Source organism: Gaetbulibacter sp. NE (genome assembly GCF_025548475.1).
In the GTDB taxonomy this organism is placed as follows: domain Bacteria; phylum Bacteroidota; class Bacteroidia; order Flavobacteriales; family Flavobacteriaceae; genus Gaetbulibacter_B; species Gaetbulibacter_B jejuensis.
Genome location: NZ_JAOQHY010000001.1, coordinates 752,112 through 772,433, shown reverse-complemented (window position 1 = coordinate 772,433; position 20,322 = coordinate 752,112). Strand labels below are relative to the sequence as shown.

Genomic DNA, 20,322 nt, shown 5'->3' with positions numbered 1-20,322 from the left:
TATAAAATTAAAATACACATATGAGTTTTTCAAAATGGATTGGAGCTTCAATTGGTTGGTCTGTTGGAGGTCCAATAGGAGCAATTGTAGGTTTAGCTTTAGGTAGTATTGTTGATGCTATGACCAATGGAAATGGAGGCCCGCTTTTAGGACAAAGTGAACCAAAACGTACAAGACAAGGTCGTTATAGCTCAAGACCAACTAAGGCACCAAAACAAACACAATCTGGCGATTTTGAAGTAAGTCTACTCATTTTAGCGTCTATAGTTATAAAAGCCGATGGTAACCAAGACCAAAGAGAACTGGATTTTGTAAGGCAACAGTTTACCAATATGTATGGTAAAGACCGAGCAAATAATGCGTTTAGACTCTTTAAAAGTATTAGTAAGCAGAATATTTCTACAAGACAAGTTTGTATGCAAATACGAAGTATGATGGATCATGCGTCACGTTTACAACTACTTCATTTTTTATTTGGAATAGCAAAAGCTGATGGACACGTTACTGAAGATGAAGTAAGACAAATTTATACCATTTCAGGGTATTTAAGCATTAGTTCACGCGATTTTGAAAGTATTAAAGCCATGTTTTACAACAGTACAGATAGTGCTTATAAAATACTTGAAATCACTAAAGATGCAACTGTTGATGAAATTAAAGCTGCCTATCGTAAAATGGCAAAAAAATACCATCCTGACAGGGTAGCCCATCTAGGAGAAGAACACCAAAAAGGAGCTGAAGAGAAGTTTAGACGTGTACAGGAAGCGTACGAAAAACTACAAAAGGAAAAACGATTTTAAATGTACTGGATTATAGGAATTATCGTCGTTTTTGTACTGGCTTATATCATTATCAAGCTTACTATTAACACAAAAGAAAATCCAGATTCAAGTTTAGGTGTTTTAGAGCATCCAAGTACTTTTGAAAAACAGCAAATAGAGAGGGTTGATAAAACTTTAACTATAAAGGATAAAAGAATAGAAAACGAAAAGTCAATCAACCTCTAAACAAAAAGAAATCGTCTTTCATGTCTTCAATTTGGGCATCTTCGTTTGTGATAATATAATCTATTGCTTTTGAAGTAAATTCGTCGCCTTTTTCGGTAAGTGACACAATCTTATTGTCAATTTCAATCATATTGTTCTTTTGAGCCAAATCCAATACGGTTTTACTGCGCACTTTTTGCCAATTGATATGTTCGTTGAGGTGATTGACATGACGTTCTTCAATATCGTCATGGTTTTTTAAATGCAGTAAAAATGTAAGTAAAGACACTTCAATACGTTGTTGTTTTTCTCGGTACATTACTGCTATTAAGCCTTTACTTGGAGCAAACAAATACACAATTAAAAAAAGTAAACCTAGCATAGTTGTTATTGAGCCAGCAATTGAAGCATCTAACCAGTGTGCAAACCAATAGCCTGAAATAGCACTAAACACACCAAATATTATAGCGAGTAAGAGCATTTTCTTTAAGTCGGTAGTTATTAAATAAGCAGCAGCGGCAGGTGCAATCATTAAAGCTACGACCAAAATAGCTCCAACAGCATCAAAAGCACCAACAGTAGTTACCGAAGACACAGTCATTAACCCATAATGAATTAAAGCAGGAGAAAACCCGAGTGAAGCTGCTAATCCAGCATCAAAGGTGCTTATTTTTAGTTCTTTAAAAAAAGCAAAAAGTAACCCTAAGGTAATAAGTAGAATAGCGCCAATAATCCATAACGATTTTGGACCAACATCAGTTCCTGCAATAAAAAGTCTGTCAAAAGGCGCAAAAGCCAATTCGCCCAAAAGTACAGCATCTACATCCAAATGCACGTCGTTGGCATTTTTAGCAATCATAATTACGCCAATACTAAACAAGGCAGGAAATACCAATCCAATTGCAGTATCTTCTTTTACCAAACCTGTTTTTTGAATGTGCTCTACCAAAACCACTGTAATAATTCCTGTGATGGCTGCTAACAAAATAAGTAAAGGCGAGTTGAGGTCTTGCGTTATGAAAAATCCAATTACAATTCCTGGTAAAATAGAATGACTGATAGCATCGCTAATCATTGCCATTTTTCGAAGCACTAAAAACGTTCCAGGAATGGCACAAGCCACAGCAACCAAACTGGCAATGAGCTGTATTTCAATTTGAGCGCTATTCATCGGTCTTGTGTTGTTGGTTATATAGGTTAGCGGCTTTTTCAAAGCCTTTTGGAGTTAAACTCCACATCGTGCCATCAATGGTGACATAGTCTTTATCAACCAGTTTTTGCAGTGTTTTACGTGTAAACCCTTGAAAGTTATTTAAGATTTTAATGGTATGAGGATGCGAAATGTCTTCATGGGTTTCAGCAATATGGTACATAAAGGCTAGGGTTTTTTGCTGTTCCAAATCGCGTCTATTGGCAATAAATCGGATTTGTCTGAACAATAATCCTCTACTTGGAGAAAAGATAAAGGACACAACAACAAACACTGATGCTACAATAACAATAACAGGACCAGTGGATAGGTTGTTCTGACTTGCGCTAATGGCAGTACCAAACACTCCTGAAAAGGCGCCAAAAATAGCAGCTAAAAGCACCATCTTACTCAAGCTATTGGTCCATTGTCTTGCAGCTGCAGCAGGTGCTAATAACATAGCACTCATTAAAACCACACCTACAGTTTGCAAGCCTAAAACAATGGCTAAAACAATAAAGCTCGTAATTAGGATGTCAATGGTTTTGGTGTTGAAACCTAATGTTTTTGCATAGTCTTTATCAAACAATAATATTTTGAATTCCTTCCAAAAGAGTAAAAGCACCAATAAGCACAGTCCAGTCACGATAGCCATTAACCACACATCGCTTTCCACTAAGGTTGCCGCTTGACCAAACAGGTATTTGTCTAATCCAGCTTGATTGGCATTGGGTTGTTTTTGAATAAAGGTGAGCAATAACATTCCAAAACCAAAGAACAAGGATAAGATCAAGCCCAATGCAGTATCCGATTTTAAATGTGTTTTGGTAATGATACCTCTAATCCAGAACGTACCAAGTAACCCGCTTACTAAAGCTCCTAACAATAAGGTATTGCTGTCTTTTGCTCCAGTAATTAAAAATGCAATTGCAATTCCTGGTAAAGCTGCGTGGGAAATAGCATCTCCTAGTAAACTTTGTTTTCGAAGTACAGCAAAACTACCCAACATACCAGTAACAGCACCAAGAATTGCGGTTCCAAGTGTGATGGTTCTTAAGGTGTAATCGTTAATTACGAGTTCTATGTATTCTAGAAAGTCTATTGGTATTTTGTTGTTAGAGGTTAGACATTAGTTTTTGTTTTTTCATTTTGCAATGTCACACTGAGCTTATCAAAGTGTTGATGCGGAATCTATATTTTCTATTGTTCATTATTCATTGTCAATTGTTACTCTTGTATGCTCACTTTATAATTAATGCCGTAGGTTTTAGTCAGGTTGTCATCATTAAAAATATCCTTGACAGGACCTGTGGCAATTTTTTTCACATTCAAGAAAGTTACCCAATCAAAGTATTCAGGAACAGTTTGCAAATCGTGATGTACGACAATAACGGTTTTTCCAGCTTTTCGCAATTCCTTTAAAATATTGATAATGGCAATTTCAGTAGTGGCATCAACACCTTGAAAAGGTTCATCCATAAAATATATTGAAGCGTCTTGCACCAAAGCTCGTGCTAAAAAAATACGCTGTTGTTGTCCTCCAGATAACTGGCTGATTTGCCTGTTTTTAAAAGACAATATACCTACTTTTTCCAAAGCTTCAAGAGCTGCTTTTTTTTCTTTTTGACCAGGACGTTTAATCCAACCTAAACTGCCATAAGTTCCCATCATTACTACATCTAAGGCTGTTGTTGGGAAATCCCAATCTACACTTCCTTTTTGAGGCACATAAGCAACCAAATCACGTTGTTTGTCGTAAGGTTTTCCATAAATAGAAACACTACCAGCAATAGGTTTTAAAATACCCAATATGGCTTTGATGAGTGTCGATTTCCCTGCGCCATTTGGTCCAACAATAGCCATAAGAACACCTTCAGGAATTTCTAAATCAATATCCCAAAGTACAGGTTTGTAGTTATAAGCAACCGTTAAATCATCGACTTGTACAGCAATCACTCTTGTAGAAGTAGGAGTCTCTATATTTTTAACTTGTTTTTTCATAAATTTTGTTTCTATTCATTTTGTCTTGATACAAAACGAACCAAAAAATCAAAATCAAAATTAGGAAATTGCTGAAGCATCATTCGTTATCGGAATTTCGTGCTTGAAGCTTTGCTTCGCACCTTCATTCCTTCACTCATTATTTCTGAATTTTGATGTTTTCCGACTTCGTCGGAATTTAAACGTTATTAAAATCAGTAAAAGTTTGACTGCAAACAGCTACTGAATACTGTACAACTATTTCAACGCATTAACAATAGTGTTTACATTGTACTCAAACATGCCAATATAAGTACCTTCATCGGTTCCAGCATTTCCAAGCGCATCTGAATATAAAGTTCCGCCAATTTCCACATTGTGACCTTTAGATTTTACTGCAGCTTGCAGTGCTTCAATAGTACGTTTTGGCACTGAACTTTCTACAAAGATAGCCTTAATGCCTTTTTCAATAATAAAAGCTGATAATTTTTGAACATCTTGAACACCAGCTTCAGTTGCTGTTGAGAGTCCTTGTAGGCCAACAACTTCAAAATCGTAAGACCTTCCAAAGTAATTAAACGCATCATGAGCTGTTACTAAAACGCGTTTTTCCTTAGGTAATTCTTCAATTTTTAATGTGATATCAGCCTTTAAGCTTAAAAGACGCTTGTAGTAGTTTTGCCAATTTTCCTCATACAGTTGGGCATTTTCAGGATCTTTTTCTTGTAAAACCCTTGACACTTCACTTCCAAAGCTGATAAAATAATCGATATTAAACCATACGTGAGGATCGTAATTTGAAGCAAAATAGTCGGAACCTATTAAGGTAGATTTGTCAATGACATGAGTTAAGGCAATTGGCGTTTTTCCACTTCGTTCCATTTTTTCAAAGACTTCAACGAGCTTACCTTCCAAATGCAATCCGTTGTAAAAAATAATATCGGCATTTACCAATTTGGTAACATCGCCTTCGCTTGCCTTGTAAAGGTGAGGATCGACACCACTTCCCATTAATCCTTGAAGGTTAATATTATCTCCTCCAATGTTTTTAACCAAATCCGTAATCATGGTTGTTGTGGTAACCACATTGAGTTTGTTATTGCTTTTTTTGTCTTTTTTACAGCCTAATAATGTTACTGCTATTACAACAAATAGTATTTTTTTCATGGTTTATTTTTTTGCTCTGTAACTAAATCCTATTCCTAATAAAATGTCTTGTCCTTCAGTGATGCTAGTGCCTACGTAAGCGTCTAATTGCAGATCGTTAGATACTAAATAGGTCATACCAGCATCCCAATAGTGATTAGCCGAATGGTCTTCAGGTAAATCGCCATACACTTCAGCATAGATTCCAAACCTGTCTGTGATACTGTAACCATAAGCTAAAGTGTAAACACAAGTGGCTTCAGGAGAATCATTTCCCCATTCTACACCAATATTGTACCCTAAACTTGATTTTTCACTTAAGGTGTGTGACAATGAAAATCTAAAATCTACTCCTGTATGTTCTGGTCTATAGTCAGTTGAAGCACTAAAAACAGGAAACACATGACCAATAAGTGCAATTTCAGGCATTAATCCATTTTCTTCGGTAATATCCACTTTCATACCCAATAACAAAGGCGAAAATCCGCTAGTAATATTATCCAGTTTGTTGCCATTTACTTTGGAGATGCCTTCTACAAAATCCCAACCCAAGCGTAATTCCATGTTATCGAGAATTCCATAACGAATCAGCATGGTGTTGTAGGTATAGTTTTCGTTTTTTATGCTGTTGTTTTCGTAAGATTCATAAATTCCGCCAGTTTCAAATTGTAAAACACCTTTGCCAACGGTTGAAGACGACTCGGTTGCGTCTGGTCTGTCGGTTACTAATGGTTCATCGGAAAAGCTAATTAATTTCCCTTCTAGAGCAGAAACAATGTTTAAACTATCATTTTGTGAATAGACAGCACATGATAACATACCAAAAAACAAGGCTGTTATAATTGTATTACGCTTCATTGACATAGATAATGTTTGTAAAATCTTCATTTAAAAGAATAGTGTTAGTGTTGATGGTAATTTGTGTCATTTTGTTTTTACTGAACTGCTTTGTCACGACTATAGAGTTGCCATATTTTAAGCCATTTAATGCACAAAAATCAAAGAACTCTTTGTCGTCACTCATCAAACGTGAAATAATGTATGATTTTCCTTCCTCAGCATTTGAAAGCGAAATAGAATGATCTTCGGTAGTTATTTCACCACGTTCATTTGGAATTGGATCACCATGAGGATCAAATTTTGGGTTGCCTAAATATGCACTGATTTTGTTCGCTAAAAAATCGGAGGTTTCGTGTTCCAAAAATTCTGCTTCACGATGAATTTCATGTAAACTCATGTCAAAAAGTTTGAACAAAAATGCTTCCCAAAGCCTGTGCTTTCTCACGACGTTAAGAGCCATTTTTGTGCCAGCTTCGGTAAGTTGAAGTGCTTGGTATTTTTCATATTTCAACAAATCTTTAGAGGCTAATTTCTTAGCCATATCTGTTGCAGCAGCATTAGATATTCCAAGTTTTTTAGCAATGTTACCAGGTTTGGTATCATGATGATCTTGTATGTTGTTGTTGTAAATGGCCTTTACAAAGTTTTCAATAGCTACAGACATTTATAATTACTTTAAATTAAATTTAAGTATACTTAAATATTTTTCAAAGATAACTAAAATATTTAATTTAGGAAGAGATTTTAATAATTAGTAACTTTCGCTTTTAATATTTAAATACACACAATGAACCGTCTTTTAGTCTTCTTAATTAGTGTTATGAGTTTTGGCTGCTTAACCGCACAAAACGAAAAAATACCATTTCAACCTTTAGATGTTTTTGAATTAGAATGGGTTAGTGATCCACAAATTTCACCTGATGGTACAGAAATTGTTTACCGAAGAAACGGATTTGATATTATGAAAGATAACTCTAGAGGCAATCTATGGATTATTAATACTGACGGAACATCACATCGAAAATTAACATCTAGAGAAGTAGGAGAGTCACAAGCAACATGGTCGCCAAATGGAGATCGAATAGCGTTTGTAAGTTCTACCAATGAAGGTGCCGAAATTTACATGTATTGGGTAAGTTCTGGTCAAATTGCCAAATTATCACAATTAGAAAAATCACCAGGAAACCTAACTTGGTCACCAGATGGTTCACAAATAGCATTTACCATGTTTGTAGATGAAAAGCCACCTGTTGTAGCACAAATTCCATCAAAACCTAAAGGCGCTAAATGGGCAGAACCAGCACGAATTACAGATAGACTAAAACACGAAGCCGATGGTAGAGGTTATATGCCAACAGGCTTTACACATATTTTTATGATTTCTGCTGAAGGTGGAACAGCACGTCAATTAACATCAGGAGATTACAGTCATGGAGGAAGCTTGTCGTTTTCACCTAACGGAAAAGAGATTTACTTCTCCGCAAATAGAGTAGACGATTGGGAATATAGATTTAGAAATAGTGAAGTCTATAAAGTGAACGTGGATACCCAAAAGATAACCGCTTTAACTACTCAAGATGGACCAGATTATGCGCCAAAAGTATCGCCAGACGGAAAAACAGTTGCGTTTTTAGGCTATTTAGACAAAGTTCAAGACCATCAAAATACGGTTTTGCATTTAATGAATACTGATGGAAGCTACCGAAGAATTATTTCTTCTAGCTTGGATGAAAGCGTTTCAGATATTACTTGGGATACTTCAGGAAAAGGCTTGTACTTTATGTATGACGAGAAAGGAAATACCAAAATAGGTTACATTACAACCTCTGGAAAAATTTCAAAACTTACTGATAATGTTGGTGGCACAACCATAGGAAGACCTTATGCGTCTGGGTCGTATTCGGTATCAAATAAAGGTGTTATTGCTTATACGCAAACACGACCAGAATATCCTGCAGAATTGGCTGTAATTCAAAATAAAAAAACGCCAAAACTTATTACCAGTTTAAATGCTGATGTTTTAGCACACAGACAACTTGGTGAGGTAGAAGAAGTGTGGTACAAATCGACGTTTGATGGAAGAGATATTCAAGGATGGATTGTAAAGCCACCTTTTTATGATGCTTCTAAAAGCTATCCGTTGTTGGTTGAAAATCATGGAGGACCAATTTTAAACTATGGCGATCGTTTTACAGCTGAAATTCAATTGTATGCAGCTGATGGTTATGTGGTGTTTTATCCAAACCCTAGAGGAAGCACAAGCTATGGTGAGGAATTCGGGAATTTATTGAAGAACAATTATCCAGGACAAGATTATAACGATGTGATGGATGGAGTGGATTATTTGGTTGAAAAAGGCATTGCAGATAACGACCAGTTGTTTGTAACAGGAGGAAGTGCAGGAGGTATTATGACAGCGTGGATGATAGGAATGAATAATCGATTTAAGGCAGCGGTTGTGGTAAAACCTGTAATGAATTGGATTAGTAAAACTTTGGTTGCTGACAATTATTTTTATTACAAAGACACACGTTATCCTGGACATCCTTGGGAGAACTTTGAAAACTATTGGAAGTTTTCACCAATTTCATTGGTTGGAAATATTGAAACACCAACAATGGTTATGGTCGGGATGAACGATTTACGAACACCACCTAGTGAAGCGAAACAATTATATCATGCTTTAAAGCTACGTAAGATAGAAACTGTTTTGGTTGAAATTCCTGAATCGTATCACAATATTGCTGCAAAGCCGAGTAACTTGATTAGTAAAGTAGCACATACTTTAGCGTGGTTGAAGAAGTATAATAAGTAATAGCTGTTTTTTTTATAAACCCTTTAATGGTAAATAAGAGTATTATTTCAATTCCAATTGAGAATATGATATATAATATATTTATGTTGAATTGATATCTTAAAATTAAAGCATACAAGACAAAACAACCAAAAATCATCAATCCAGACTTTAAATCAGATATAAAAGTGTCTGGTTTTGATTTGTAGTCAAAAAAATAAGCAATAAGAATAATTATTATAGCCAATTTAGGTTTTTAGCTGCAGCCACAATCACTGTTGCCACAAGATTTAGTTGTCGCTTTTTTTGGCTTCCAAATAAATTTTTTAACCAAAAATAATATTGCGATTCCTAATGTAACAAAAACCAATATGTTTTGAATAGTATCGTTCATCTTATTTTAAAAATTGAAATGCCAATAAAGCAACAATATACGCAAAAACACTCATAGTTATAAGTTGCAGCATTGGCCATTTCCAAGAATTAGTTTCTCGTTTTACTATAGCTAATGTACTCATACATTGCATTGCAAAAGCATAAAACAGTAATAAAGAAATCCCTGAAGCTAGCGTGAATACTTTTGTGCCATCGTTGTGTGTTTCGGCAGCCATTTTGTTTTTTATGGTGTCTTCATCTTCGTTATCATTGGCGCTACCAACACTGTAAATGGTGGCAAGTGTTCCCACAAAAACTTCACGAGCTGCAAAAGAAGTGACTAGTCCAATACCAATTTTCCAATCGTAACCTAAAGGTTTAATTACAGGTTCAATGGTTTTACCAACAATACCTATATAGCTATATTCTAGTTTATGAGCAGCGATTTTATCATTCAATTCGTCTTCAGAAAGTTGAGGGCTTTCAGTTTTTACTATGTTTTCAGCGTCGTTAAATCGTTCTCCAGGACCATACGAAGCTAAAAACCACAATACAATAGAAATTGCTAAAATGATTTTACCAGCTTCGAACACAAAGGTTTTGGTTTTTTCCAAAACGGTCAATCCTACATTTTTCAACAAAGGAAATTTATAACTAGGCATTTCAACCACAAAGTAAGATTTGCTCTTTATTTTCAGCACTTTGTTTAATATATAAGCTGAAAATATAGCGGTTAAAAAACCAATAATATATAAAGACATTAGGGTTAATGCTTGATAGCTTAAACCTAAGAAACGTCCGTCAGGAATAACCAAAGCAATAATAATAACATACACTGGTAATCGTGCAGAACACGTTGTAAAAGGTGTAACCAATATGGTAATTAGACGTTCTTTCCAACTTTCAATATTTCTTGCAGCCATAACAGCTGGAATAGCACAAGCGTTTCCTGAAATTAAAGGCACTACGCTTTTTCCGCTTAGTCCAAAACGACGCATTACACGATCCATTAAAAATACAACGCGACTCATGTAACCGCTTTCTTCTAGTAGAGCAATAAAGAAAAAGAGGAATGCAATTGGTGGGATAAATACCATAATACCACCTATTCCTGCAATAATACCTTCGGCTAATAAATTTGTGAATACGCCTTCAGGTAAGGTGTTTTTTACCCAATCGGCTAAAGTAGCAAACCCTTCATCAATCAAATCGGTTGGGTAAGCTGCCCAATTATAAACCGCTTGGAACATTAATAGTAAAATGGCAAAGAAAATTACATAACCCCAAACTTTGTGCGTTAAAATCCTGTCTAGTTTAATACGAAGGTCCTTAGCGTTTTTAAGGTCTATGGTTTGTCCTTTTTTAAGCACATTGTTTATAAACTGATAGCGCTTAATAGTTTCCTTTTGCTGAAGTCGTTTTAAATCGGCTTTACTTTTGGTTTTAAAATCTTCTAAACTATCAAACTCTTGTCTTTCAACAGTGCCAAAATTTACATCTTGTGTAATGACTAACCAAAGTTTGTATAGTAGCTGATCTGGAAATGCGTTTTGAAGGTTTTCAAAATAGGCTTTGTCAATTTCAGAAGCGTTTAAACATCCCTTTGTAGATAGCTTTTTATAATCTGAAATGAGCGTTTTAAGCTCAGAAATACCAGTATTTTTTCTGGTACTCACTAGTGCTATTTTTGTGTTAAGCTCTTTTTCTAAATACTCAATATCTAAAGAAATACCTTTATAATCCATTCTGTCAGACATGTTAATTACCAAAATAGTTGGTATTTCTAAGTCTTTAATTTGGGTAAATAATAAAAGGTTACGCTTTAAATTTTCAACATCGCTAACAACAACAGCTACATCAGGAAAATCTTTATCGTTTTTGTTTAAAAGTAGCTCAATAACTACATTTTCATCTAGTGAAGAGGCGTTTAAGCTATAAGTTCCAGGAAGGTCAATAATATGAGCTTTTACACCACGAGGCAGTTTGCAAACACCTTCTTTTTTATCGACAGTAATTCCTGGATAATTACCAACTTTTTGGTTGAGTCCTGTTAAGGCATTAAAAACCGATGTTTTTCCTGTATTGGGATTACCAATAAGCGCTACGTTAATTTGCTTACTCATATAACAATATCAATTAAAATATGAACAGCAGTTTCTTTTCTAATAGCTAAATGCGATCCATTAATATTCAAATACATTGGGTCCGAAAAAGGCGCTACATGTAACAGCTCTACACTATTACCAGGTAAACAACCCATCTCCAATAATTTTAAAGGAATATGAACAGATGAAACATCTTTTATAATTCCTTTTTGACCACGTTTTAAATGTGCTATAGTGTGTTGCAAGCTTATTTAGATTGATTTTAAAGAAGCAAAAATAAGAGAAATATTTAGGGTAAAAAAATGCTTAACAAAAATCTAAGGTTTTTCCTGCTTTAATGTTTCAATGTCTTCTAATAATTGTGTAATATCTTCAGGTTTTGTGCCATCATAAAAACCTCTTATTTGGCGTTTTTTGTCAATAAGCATAAAGTTTTCGGTATGAATCATATCATACTCATCACCACTCCCAACGGTTTTAACTGCTAAGTAACTTTTTCTAGCAAGCTCGTAAATTTGCTTTTTGTCACCTGTTACCAAGTTCCATTTTTTGTCATTAACGCCTTTTTGTTTTGCATAGCGTTTTAACTGCGCAACAGAATCAATTTTTGGAGTAACCGAATGCGATAATAGCATTACTTCATCATCATCAATTATTTCCTTTTGAATTTTATACATATGGTCTGTCATTATTGGGCAAATGGTTTGACAGGTTGTAAAAAAGAAATCCGCCACATAAATTTTATCCTTGTAATCGTTTTGGGTTATGGTTTGTCCGTTTTGATTTGTTAAGGAAAAGTCTGCAATTTTATGATACTTTTTTTGGTGCTGAATAGTGCTGTCAACCATCTCATAATTCACCATTGCAGGTTGATAAATAGGAAGTACTTTTTTAGGTTTTAAAATAGAATAGAATATTGAAATTATAATTGCCGAAACGATTAATAAAACAATTCCGAAAAATTTGTATTCTTTAAAAAAAGACAGCATTTTGCTTGATTTTGAGGTGAAAACGTAAGATTTGAATACAAAAATACGACACAATACCATAAAAGTGGTATTTTTAACATGATAAATTAAAGCTATGAGAACATTTTTACCTTACCTGTTTTTTGTCCTTTCAATTACTGCTTTTGGGCAAGATTTTAATGAAACTTTGAACACTATTAGAGAAGCTGAAGCCAAAGCAGCACTTAACCAAATGTTCTACAGAGCAAATCTCAATACAGGTAATTATGATTTAAAATATCATAGATTAGAATTAAATGTTGACCCTTCAGTATCATTTATTTCAGGAGATGTCACCACTTATTTTGAAGCTAAAGAAGCATTAACCGAAATTACTTTTGACCTTGCTGATAACATGACCGTTTCGCAAGTGTTACATAATGGTAATACATTATCGTATACACAAAACTCTGATGATGAACTCATAATTACACTTCCTGCTGTACAAAACTCAGGTGTGCTAGATTCTTTGACTATAAGTTACTCTGGTAATCCCATAAGTTCTGGGTTTGGTTCTTTTGAACAAACAACTCATAATGGAGACCCAATAATATGGACATTATCCGAACCTTATGGAGCTAAAGGTTGGTGGCCTTGTAAACAAGATTTAATTGATAAGATAGACTCTGTTGATGTGTATTTAACAACACCTCAATTTAACCCTTCAAACGAAGCTTATGTTGCTGTGTCAAACGGTTTGGAAATAAGTCAAACCACAAACGGAAGCGATAAAACCACACGATATAAGCATCGTCATCCAATTCCTGCATATCTAATAGCAATTGCGGTTACTAATTATGAAGTGTATTCGCATACTGTATCCAACAATGGTAACCCATTTGATATTGTCAATTATGTGTTTCCTGAAAACTTAGCAAGCGCTCAAGCTAGTACTCCAGTTACTGTTGATATAATGAATATTTTTTCTGATTTATTTGAAGAATATCCTTTTGCTGACGAAAAATATGGTCATGCTCAGTTTGGTTGGGGAGGTGGAATGGAACATACAACGGTTTCATTTATGGGAAATTTTAGCAGAAATCTTATTGCACACGAGCTAGCACACCAATGGTTTGGAAATAAAATAACTTGTGGTAGCTGGAAGGATATTTGGCTTAATGAAGGTTTTGCGACTTACTTATCAGGAATTATAATTGATGAGTTAGACGGTAATGATGCTTTTAGAACTTGGAAACAGCAACGTACAAATTCCATTACATCAGCACCTGATGGAGCTGTGTATTTATCAGATACCGACACGTTAACTGTTGGTAGGATTTTTAGTGGTAGATTAAGTTATAATAAAGGCGCAATGGTATTGCACATGCTACGAAAAAAACTTGGAGATACTGAGTTTTTTGGAGGCCTTCAAACTTATCTAGTAGATGAAGACCATGCTTTTGACTATGCAAAAACAGCAGATTTTATTAATATTATTGAAACTAATAGCGGACAAGACCTAACAGAGTTTTTTAGCGATTGGTTGTATAACGAAGGGTATCCTAGTTATACAATAAACTGTACGCAACAGTCACCAACAGAAATAGATATTGAAATAAGCCAAACCCAAAGTCATGCATCAGTATCGTTTTTTGAGGCTCCAGTACCCATTCGATTAATTGGGACTGAAGGTGAGACGCTAGATTTAGTACTAGATAACACAACAAACAATCAAGTCTTCAACGAGAGCATTAATTTTATTGTAGATACTGTCATTTTTGACCCTGAAGCTGATTTAATTTCAAGAAACAATACAGTATCATTGAGTATTAACGAAGAAGCTTTCAATAATAAACTACTTATTTATCCGAGTCCAGTTTCTGAAACGTTAAACATAAAAAAACCTGACTTTTTACAAGTAGAAGAAGTAAGGGTTTATAATGCCTTGGGTCAACTATTGTACAATAGCGACTGGACCTCCACAATCGATACAACTCCTTTTTCAACAGGATTACTTTTTGTTCAACTTCAAACCAACGAAGGAATAATTAATAAATCTGTGTTAAAAAACTAATGAATAGTTTACATAATGTTTTCAAAATGCGGTTAAAAAGTTATTTTTGTGGCTTAATTTTTTAAGAGATACATGGAGTTTGTAATAAAAATATCTCAATTTTTATTGAGTCTTTCACTTCTAATCGTGCTTCACGAATTAGGACACTTTATACCAGCAAAAGCATTTAAAACCAGAGTAGAAAAATTCTACTTATTCTTTGATGTAAAATACTCGTTATTTAAAAAGAAAATAGGAGAGACTGTTTACGGTATAGGTTGGTTGCCACTAGGAGGTTATGTTAAAATCTCAGGAATGATTGATGAGAGCATGGACAAGGAGCAAATGGCACAACCACCACAACCTTGGGAGTTTAGATCTAAACCTTCATGGCAACGTTTAATTATTATGCTTGGTGGTGTAACGGTTAACTTTATTTTGGCTTACGTTATTTATGTATTTATTTCATTTGCTTATGGTGATATTGATATTACATCAAGTAGTGTGAAGGATGGTTACATGGTGACTAACCCAATATTGAAAGATTTAGGTATAAAAACAGGAGATAAGGTTATAGCTATCAATGACGAAGAGATTGAAACCGTATCACAAATAAGAAGAAAAATTATTTCTGCGGAAAAACTTACAATTTTAAGTGGTAACGAGACTAAAGAAGTTGTGCTTCCTGAAGATTTTTTAGGTCAGTTCAGTTCTAGTGAAAGTAAGAGTTTTTTCTCGTTACGCTACCCTTTTATCTTAGAAAAAATTCCTGATACATCTATAAACGCTTCTGCAGGTTTACAACCTAAAGATGTTATTGTTTCTTTAAACGGAAAATCCTTAAAGTATTATGACCAGTATGATGCTATAATGGATTCATTAACTGCAACACACAAGACAATTGATGTTGGTATTTTAAGAGATGGTCAACAATTAACAAAGACGCTTAAGGTTGAAGACGGTAAATTTGAAATTAAAGCAGGAGGCGATCTTAATGACTTGGAGCGCTTAGGTTATTATGACATTGTTAAGACCAATTACACTTTTGGAGAAAGTTTTGGAGCAGGATTATTAAAGTTTAAAGACCAAGTTGCTAGTTATGGCGAACAGCTTAAAAAAATATTCAATCCAAAAACAGGAGCATATAAAGGTGTAGGAGGTTTTAAGGCTATTTACGACGTGTTCCCTGATACTTGGAGCTGGCAAGATTTTTGGGCGCTTACAGCGTTTCTATCAATTATGTTGGGTGTATTAAATTTATTGCCAATACCAGCTTTAGATGGAGGTCATGTAATGTTTTTACTTTATGAAATGATATCAGGAAGAAAACCAAGTGAAAAGTTTTTAGAGCGTGCTCAAATGGTTGGTTTCTTCATTCTTATTGCTTTAGTATTATTTGCAAACGGTAACGATATCTTTAAAGCATTATTTAAATAGAAATATTTTTCAAATAAATTTGTTGAAATTAAAAAATAACATATATTTGCGCTCGCAAAAGCGAAAAGAAACACTCCTCCTTAGCTCAGTTGGTTAGAGCATCTGACTGTTAATCAGAGGGTCCTTGGTTCGAGCCCAAGAGGAGGAGCAAAAAAAATCCCATCGATTTCGATGGGATTTTTTATTTAATACAATTTTTTAAAAGTCAAAACCTAAATAAAAATGCCAAACGCGGTTTTGAGGTTTACCTTCGTCATAAATATCTCCTAAACCTAAATGATATCTTACACCTAGGCTTATTCCTGTATTGGTTTTTAAACCACCTCCAAAATTAATTCCCCAATCAAAGCTGCTAGGTTCAAACTCCTGAGATGTATCAAAAAGATTAAAGTTGCTATCAAATTCTTCTTTATGAGAAATTGCTAAACCTATTTGAGGTCCAGCTTCTAAAAACAAATTACTACTAGGATATGCTTTTAACATTAGAGGTAGGTTTAAGTAATTAAGTTTTTGTGTAAAAGTTCCATTGCCATCTTGTATTTCATAACCTTGTTGAGAATAGATTAACTCTGGTTGTAATGCAATACTTTGATTTAAAAAGGATTCGGCATAAAAACCAATATGAAAACTGTGTCTTTGACCAGTTTCATTTTCACCATCAAAACTTACTGCGGCTAAATTGTAACCACCTTTTAAACCAACATTGCTATTTTGAGCAAAAACTGTTACTGTACTAAAAAAGATTAATGTTATTATAAAATTTTTCATTGTTTTAGAGTTTTAAATTTTATTTTCCACCATTTGCTTGCAAATCAGCAATACACTGAGTGTCTAATTGAGGTATTGTTCCTCCTGATACCATATTCATAACACCACTTCCGGTTTCGGCAGCATAATACATTAAGCAATTTTCTTCATTGCAATGTTTAGGATGATCAATATCTTCATGGTTGTTTTGCATTTGTGTTCCTAAATTAGTTAAGCCTAATAAATGACCAAATTCATGCAAGACTACAGTGGTTTCAAGGTCACTTCTATTAGGTTCAAAAGCACTATTGCTTAAATCGTGTATTGTGTTTTCATATACTACAAAAGAAGTGTTTAGGTAAGCTGTACCAAGTGTAAGTGATGATTCGGTATTTGAGGCTGCTTCACCATCAAGAAATAATATCCAAATGGCAATTTTGTCATTAGTGTTAAAATTTATTCTATATGTGTTTTCAATTGCAACTATATCATCAATAGTATAGTTTGAATTTCCTGGTGGAACTATTTGGTGTTGTTCAATAGTAATGCCGTTGGGTTTGTTTACTCTGTTTTCAAGAAATGACTGTAAGTTGTTAATTGTAGTTGTTGATGGTGCATAACCATCAATATATGTTAATTCTATAACCATACTTTTAAATTGATTGTTGGAAAGTATATGGTTTGCTGAAGCACCTGTTGCTAATGCATTGCTTACAATGCTCGGTTGGTTATTACCAGAGTTTGAGTTAGTATCATTTGAACAAGCAGTAAAAAAAGCTATAATTAAAGCGTATATAAATATTTGTTTCATTATAATTTAATTTAAGAGTTAAAATAGCTGCCGAAATGCTTCGACAGCTATTTTCCCCATAACATAATCAACTAAAAACCTAACCTTGAGTTTTGTTTATATTTGGGATAACACCAAAGTTATTGCTGCATTAGTTGTGCTTTGTAATTCAATTGTTGAATTACTAAAACTAGTTACTTCCCATGTTTGGTTAAGTAAGTTAAAAGATGTATTGCCATTAAAATTAAATGTTAGGAACACATTAGTATCTGTTGTTACTTCATAAGTCCCTTGCACATTTTCTATTGAAGTGTTTATTGTGTTTTCGGCAGTACAAGTTAAATCGTTAGCAAAATCAATACTGTATTCAGCGTAATCGTTAGCAATGTCTACACTATTGTTAACGAATGTTTCTACATAAAAAGTCCCATCAACTAAAATACCTTCTAATTCATTACCTGCTTCATCAGCATCATCTTCAATTTCTTCATTTTGTAAGCAATCTTCAATGCTAGCCTGTAAATCAGCATCACTTTCAATAGTTACTGAGTTTCCACTTGCAGTTGTAACTGTTATTGGGTAGCTTATAGAAAATAGTTCGTTATCTCCAAAGGCAGTAATATAGCTATACATTTCTTCTTGTGATTGAATAACCACACTTCCTGTTTGATCAAAATCTAAACTATAAGTTAATATTGTTATTGGATAATTAATATCAACACATGAAATGGCACCTTCCATTTGACTTTCAGCTTCTTCACAAGCGTTTTCTAACTCATCAAATTCGGTTTGATTGGTTATTACAACTTCAGTATAATTACTCAATTGTACTGTAAGCGGAAATTGAAACACAACGGTATCTTCATCATTATTAAATTGAGCTAATATACTTAACACTTGTTCGTAATCACTTTCATTAATAATTGTTATTTGAGTATCATTGATAGTTGCTGTAACAGGTAACACTATAGATGCGCATGAAATTCCATCTAGGAAATCATCAAAAGAGCCATCATACATGCTTGTGCGTTCTAGGTTGCTTGCAGTTAAAGAGCTTGCAGAATTTGTGTTTGGGTTTTCTCCATTTTCATTATCAATTTCATCTTGACAAGAGGTTAAAGTAATTAATCCTGCGATTAAAAAGGTTGAAAAAATCTTTAAGTTTTTCATAATTCTATAATTATTAATTTGGGTTAAAAATTTATTTTTCTGTTTCTATTAGTAGGACAACCAATTTTAATTTTACCCTACCAAAAAATTAATTTATTTGATTAATGAGGAAAATTGAATATGTCAAAATTGCGATTACAAGCACTATAAGTGTAAATTCTATAATCTCTAGTAGATTTTCTTGATTCATTTTTTAATATTAATAGGTTGTTATAAGCCTTAGACAACATAAGATAAATTTACCCTACTTTTGTTTAATAAATAATTACCCAATAGTTTATGGATAGCCCTAAATATAGCCTTTGCGATGAAAATCATTTTAATGACTTTTATCGAGAGCAAGTGCAAGCCGCAAGCAATTTTGCCTACTATAAATGTGGCAATGAGGCTAATGCAATAGATTTAGTACAGGACGCATTTATTAAAATTTGGCAAAATTGCTCTAGCATAGATTTTGATAAAGCAAAGTCGTACCTATTTACTACGGTAAATAATTTGTTTTTAAATGTAGTTAAACATCAAAAGGTGGTGTTAAATTATGCAAAAGCAGCACCTTATCAAGACAAGAACAACCAAGACCCTGAATATATACTAAGAGAAGAAGAGTTTAAAATTAAACTCCAAAATGCGATAGCTGGTTTGAAAGAACCTCAAAGAGAAGTTTTTTTATTAAATCGAATTGAAGGAAAGAAATATCGTGAAATAGCCGATTTGTTGGGTATTTCTCAAAAAGCTGTTGAAAAACGTATGTCTAGTGCTTTAAAATCACTAAGAGAAAAAATTGAACATATATAGTAGGGTAAAATTTAAATAAGTTGTCTTAAGGACACAGCAAGATAAAATGAAAAACGAAAAAGAGATATTGCATTATTTTAACAACGAGCTGTCTGAGAACCAAAAGCAAGAGCTGCATCAAGCTGATGATTTTGAGTTTTATTCTAAAATAGCTCATTATGCTGAACAGTTAGAAGCTCCTAAAATTAATGTTGAGCAAGCTTTAAAAGAATTTAAAAATAAGCAGGTTCCAAAAGGGAGAGTAAAAACAATAACCTTTAAAAATTGGTATAAAGTTGCAGCTGTTTTGGCTATTATGTTATGTTGCTCTTATATTTTGTTTTTTAATAATGAAAAATTATACACAACTAAAATAGCCCAAACAGAAGCACTGTATTTACCAGATGATTCACAAGTGATATTAAATGCCTCATCAAATTTAAAATATAATAAGAAAGAATGGAAAGATGAGCGTAATTTAACTTTAATAGGAGAAGCGTTTTTTAAGGTAAGTAAAGGTCAAAAATTTACTGTGCAAACAAGTGCTGGTTCAGTTCAAGTATTAGGAACTCAATTTAATGTAAAACAACGTTTAGGTTACTTTGAGGTACAGTGTTATGAAGGTTTAGTAAGTGTTTTGCACAAAAATCAAACAGTTAAACTTCAACCAGGAAAAACTTTTAGGGTTATCAATGATAAAATAACACCAGTTAATGATTTTAGTGCTACAACACCTTCTTGGATACAAAATGAATCTAGCTTTGATAATATTCCTTTAAGTCAGGTTATAGCAGAGTTAGAAAGACAATATGATATACATATTAGTACAAAAGGTATCGATATAACGCAATTATATACAGGTGCTTTTGCTCATAATGATAAAAATGTTGCGCTAACAGCAGTGACTGTTCCTTTAAAATTAAGTTATAAGATTAATGGTAAAAATGTTATCTTCTACCATTACAATGGTAAATAAACAACTTGTATAC

At 33.7% G+C, this 20,322-nt stretch carries 19 protein-coding genes and 1 tRNA gene; 8 read left to right on the top strand and 12 right to left on the bottom strand.

The genetic code is table 11. The features are described from left to right. Positions 1-20: 20 nt before the first annotated feature. Positions 21-800 (top strand): TerB family tellurite resistance protein, encoded by a 780-nt coding sequence (locus OD803_RS03560; RefSeq protein WP_129759681.1) that lies wholly within the window; start codon positions 21-23, stop codon positions 798-800. Beyond that, positions 801-1,007 (top strand): hypothetical protein, encoded by a 207-nt coding sequence (locus tag OD803_RS03555; RefSeq protein WP_262732373.1) that lies wholly within the window; start codon positions 801-803, stop codon positions 1,005-1,007. Here OD803_RS03555 and OD803_RS03550 read toward each other — a convergent pair. The 6 genes from OD803_RS03550 to OD803_RS03525 all read right to left on the bottom strand — a co-directional run bounded on the left by OD803_RS03550 (position 997) and on the right by OD803_RS03525 (position 6,805). After that, on the bottom strand, positions 997-2,157 hold the full coding sequence (locus OD803_RS03550) for a metal ABC transporter permease (RefSeq protein WP_134198408.1): 1,161 nt from the start codon (positions 2,155-2,157) through the stop codon (positions 997-999). The genes OD803_RS03555 and OD803_RS03550 overlap by 11 nt on opposite strands. Then, complete coding sequence (locus OD803_RS03545; protein ID WP_262732529.1) at positions 2,150-3,277, bottom strand: metal ABC transporter permease; 1,128 nt, start codon at positions 3,275-3,277, stop codon at positions 2,150-2,152. Before OD803_RS03545 ends, OD803_RS03550 begins: the two co-directional genes overlap by 8 nt. Positions 3,278-3,402: 125 nt before the next feature. Then, positions 3,403-4,176 carry a metal ABC transporter ATP-binding protein gene (locus OD803_RS03540; protein WP_262732372.1) on the bottom strand — a complete coding sequence of 258 codons (774 nt, stop codon included), beginning with the start codon at positions 4,174-4,176 and terminating at the stop codon, positions 3,403-3,405. Positions 4,177-4,413: 237 nt separating this feature from the next. Beyond that, positions 4,414-5,322: a metal ABC transporter solute-binding protein, Zn/Mn family gene (locus tag OD803_RS03535; protein WP_262732371.1), complete on the bottom strand. Its 909-nt coding sequence runs from the start codon at positions 5,320-5,322 to the stop codon at positions 4,414-4,416. A 3-nt stretch (positions 5,323-5,325) separates the two neighbouring features. Beyond that, a complete protein-coding gene (locus OD803_RS03530; protein ID WP_262732370.1) occupies positions 5,326-6,189 on the bottom strand; it encodes a transporter in 864 nt (287 codons plus the stop codon). Further along, positions 6,149-6,805 (bottom strand): metal-dependent transcriptional regulator, encoded by a 657-nt coding sequence (locus OD803_RS03525; protein ID WP_262732369.1) that lies wholly within the window; start codon positions 6,803-6,805, stop codon positions 6,149-6,151. Before OD803_RS03525 ends, OD803_RS03530 begins: the two co-directional genes overlap by 41 nt. Before the next feature lie 123 nt (positions 6,806-6,928). Between OD803_RS03525 and OD803_RS03520 the strand changes: the two genes are divergently transcribed. Beyond that, positions 6,929-8,956 (top strand): S9 family peptidase, encoded by a 2,028-nt coding sequence (locus tag OD803_RS03520; RefSeq protein WP_262732368.1) that lies wholly within the window; start codon positions 6,929-6,931, stop codon positions 8,954-8,956. Between the two features lie 374 nt (positions 8,957-9,330). Here OD803_RS03520 and feoB read toward each other — a convergent pair whose 3' ends face one another. From feoB to OD803_RS03500, 3 genes are all read right to left on the bottom strand, one after another. Continuing rightward, positions 9,331-11,433: a ferrous iron transport protein B gene (gene feoB, locus OD803_RS03510; RefSeq protein ID WP_262732367.1), complete on the bottom strand. Its 2,103-nt coding sequence runs from the start codon at positions 11,431-11,433 to the stop codon at positions 9,331-9,333. Further along, positions 11,430-11,660 carry a FeoA family protein gene (locus tag OD803_RS03505; protein WP_129759668.1) on the bottom strand — a complete coding sequence of 77 codons (231 nt, stop codon included), beginning with the start codon at positions 11,658-11,660 and terminating at the stop codon, positions 11,430-11,432. Before OD803_RS03505 ends, feoB begins: the two co-directional genes overlap by 4 nt. A gap of 72 nt (positions 11,661-11,732) precedes the next feature. Then, the gene (locus tag OD803_RS03500) at positions 11,733-12,404 is read right to left on the bottom strand and encodes an SCO family protein (protein ID WP_131506290.1); all 672 of its coding nucleotides are present in this window, start codon (positions 12,402-12,404) and stop codon (positions 11,733-11,735) included. A 94-nt stretch (positions 12,405-12,498) separates the two neighbouring features. Here OD803_RS03500 and OD803_RS03495 point away from each other — a divergent pair, with 94 nt between their 5' ends. From OD803_RS03495 to OD803_RS03485, 3 genes are all read left to right on the top strand, one after another. After that, a complete protein-coding gene (locus tag OD803_RS03495) occupies positions 12,499-14,436 on the top strand; it encodes a M1 family aminopeptidase (RefSeq protein ID WP_262732366.1) in 1,938 nt (645 codons plus the stop codon). Between the two features lie 72 nt (positions 14,437-14,508). Next, a complete protein-coding gene (rseP, locus tag OD803_RS03490) occupies positions 14,509-15,852 on the top strand; it encodes an RIP metalloprotease RseP (protein WP_262732365.1) in 1,344 nt (447 codons plus the stop codon). Between the two features lie 74 nt (positions 15,853-15,926). Beyond that, positions 15,927-16,000: transfer RNA gene (locus OD803_RS03485), tRNA-Asn, on the top strand. 50 nt (positions 16,001-16,050) lie between these two features. On the opposite strand, the gene OD803_RS03480 is transcribed toward OD803_RS03485, so the two are convergent. The 3 genes from OD803_RS03480 to OD803_RS03470 form a co-directional block, all read right to left on the bottom strand. Next, entirely contained in the window at positions 16,051-16,620 is a 570-nt protein-coding gene (locus OD803_RS03480; RefSeq protein ID WP_262732364.1) for a porin family protein, read from the bottom strand. A 19-nt stretch (positions 16,621-16,639) separates the two neighbouring features. Next, positions 16,640-17,410 (bottom strand): membrane metalloprotease, encoded by a 771-nt coding sequence (locus OD803_RS03475; RefSeq protein ID WP_262732363.1) that lies wholly within the window; start codon positions 17,408-17,410, stop codon positions 16,640-16,642. A gap of 96 nt (positions 17,411-17,506) precedes the next feature. Next, a complete protein-coding gene (locus OD803_RS03470) occupies positions 17,507-18,559 on the bottom strand; it encodes a hypothetical protein (RefSeq protein WP_262732362.1) in 1,053 nt (350 codons plus the stop codon). Positions 18,560-18,838: 279 nt separating this feature from the next. Between OD803_RS03470 and OD803_RS03465 the strand changes: the two genes are divergently transcribed. Together OD803_RS03465 and OD803_RS03460 are read left to right on the top strand one after the other, a co-directional pair. Then, entirely contained in the window at positions 18,839-19,354 is a 516-nt protein-coding gene (locus OD803_RS03465) for an RNA polymerase sigma factor (RefSeq protein WP_262732361.1), read from the top strand. Positions 19,355-19,400: 46 nt separating this feature from the next. Further along, on the top strand, positions 19,401-20,309 hold the full coding sequence (locus OD803_RS03460; RefSeq protein WP_262732360.1) for a FecR family protein: 909 nt from the start codon (positions 19,401-19,403) through the stop codon (positions 20,307-20,309). Positions 20,310-20,322: the final 13 nt, after the last annotated feature.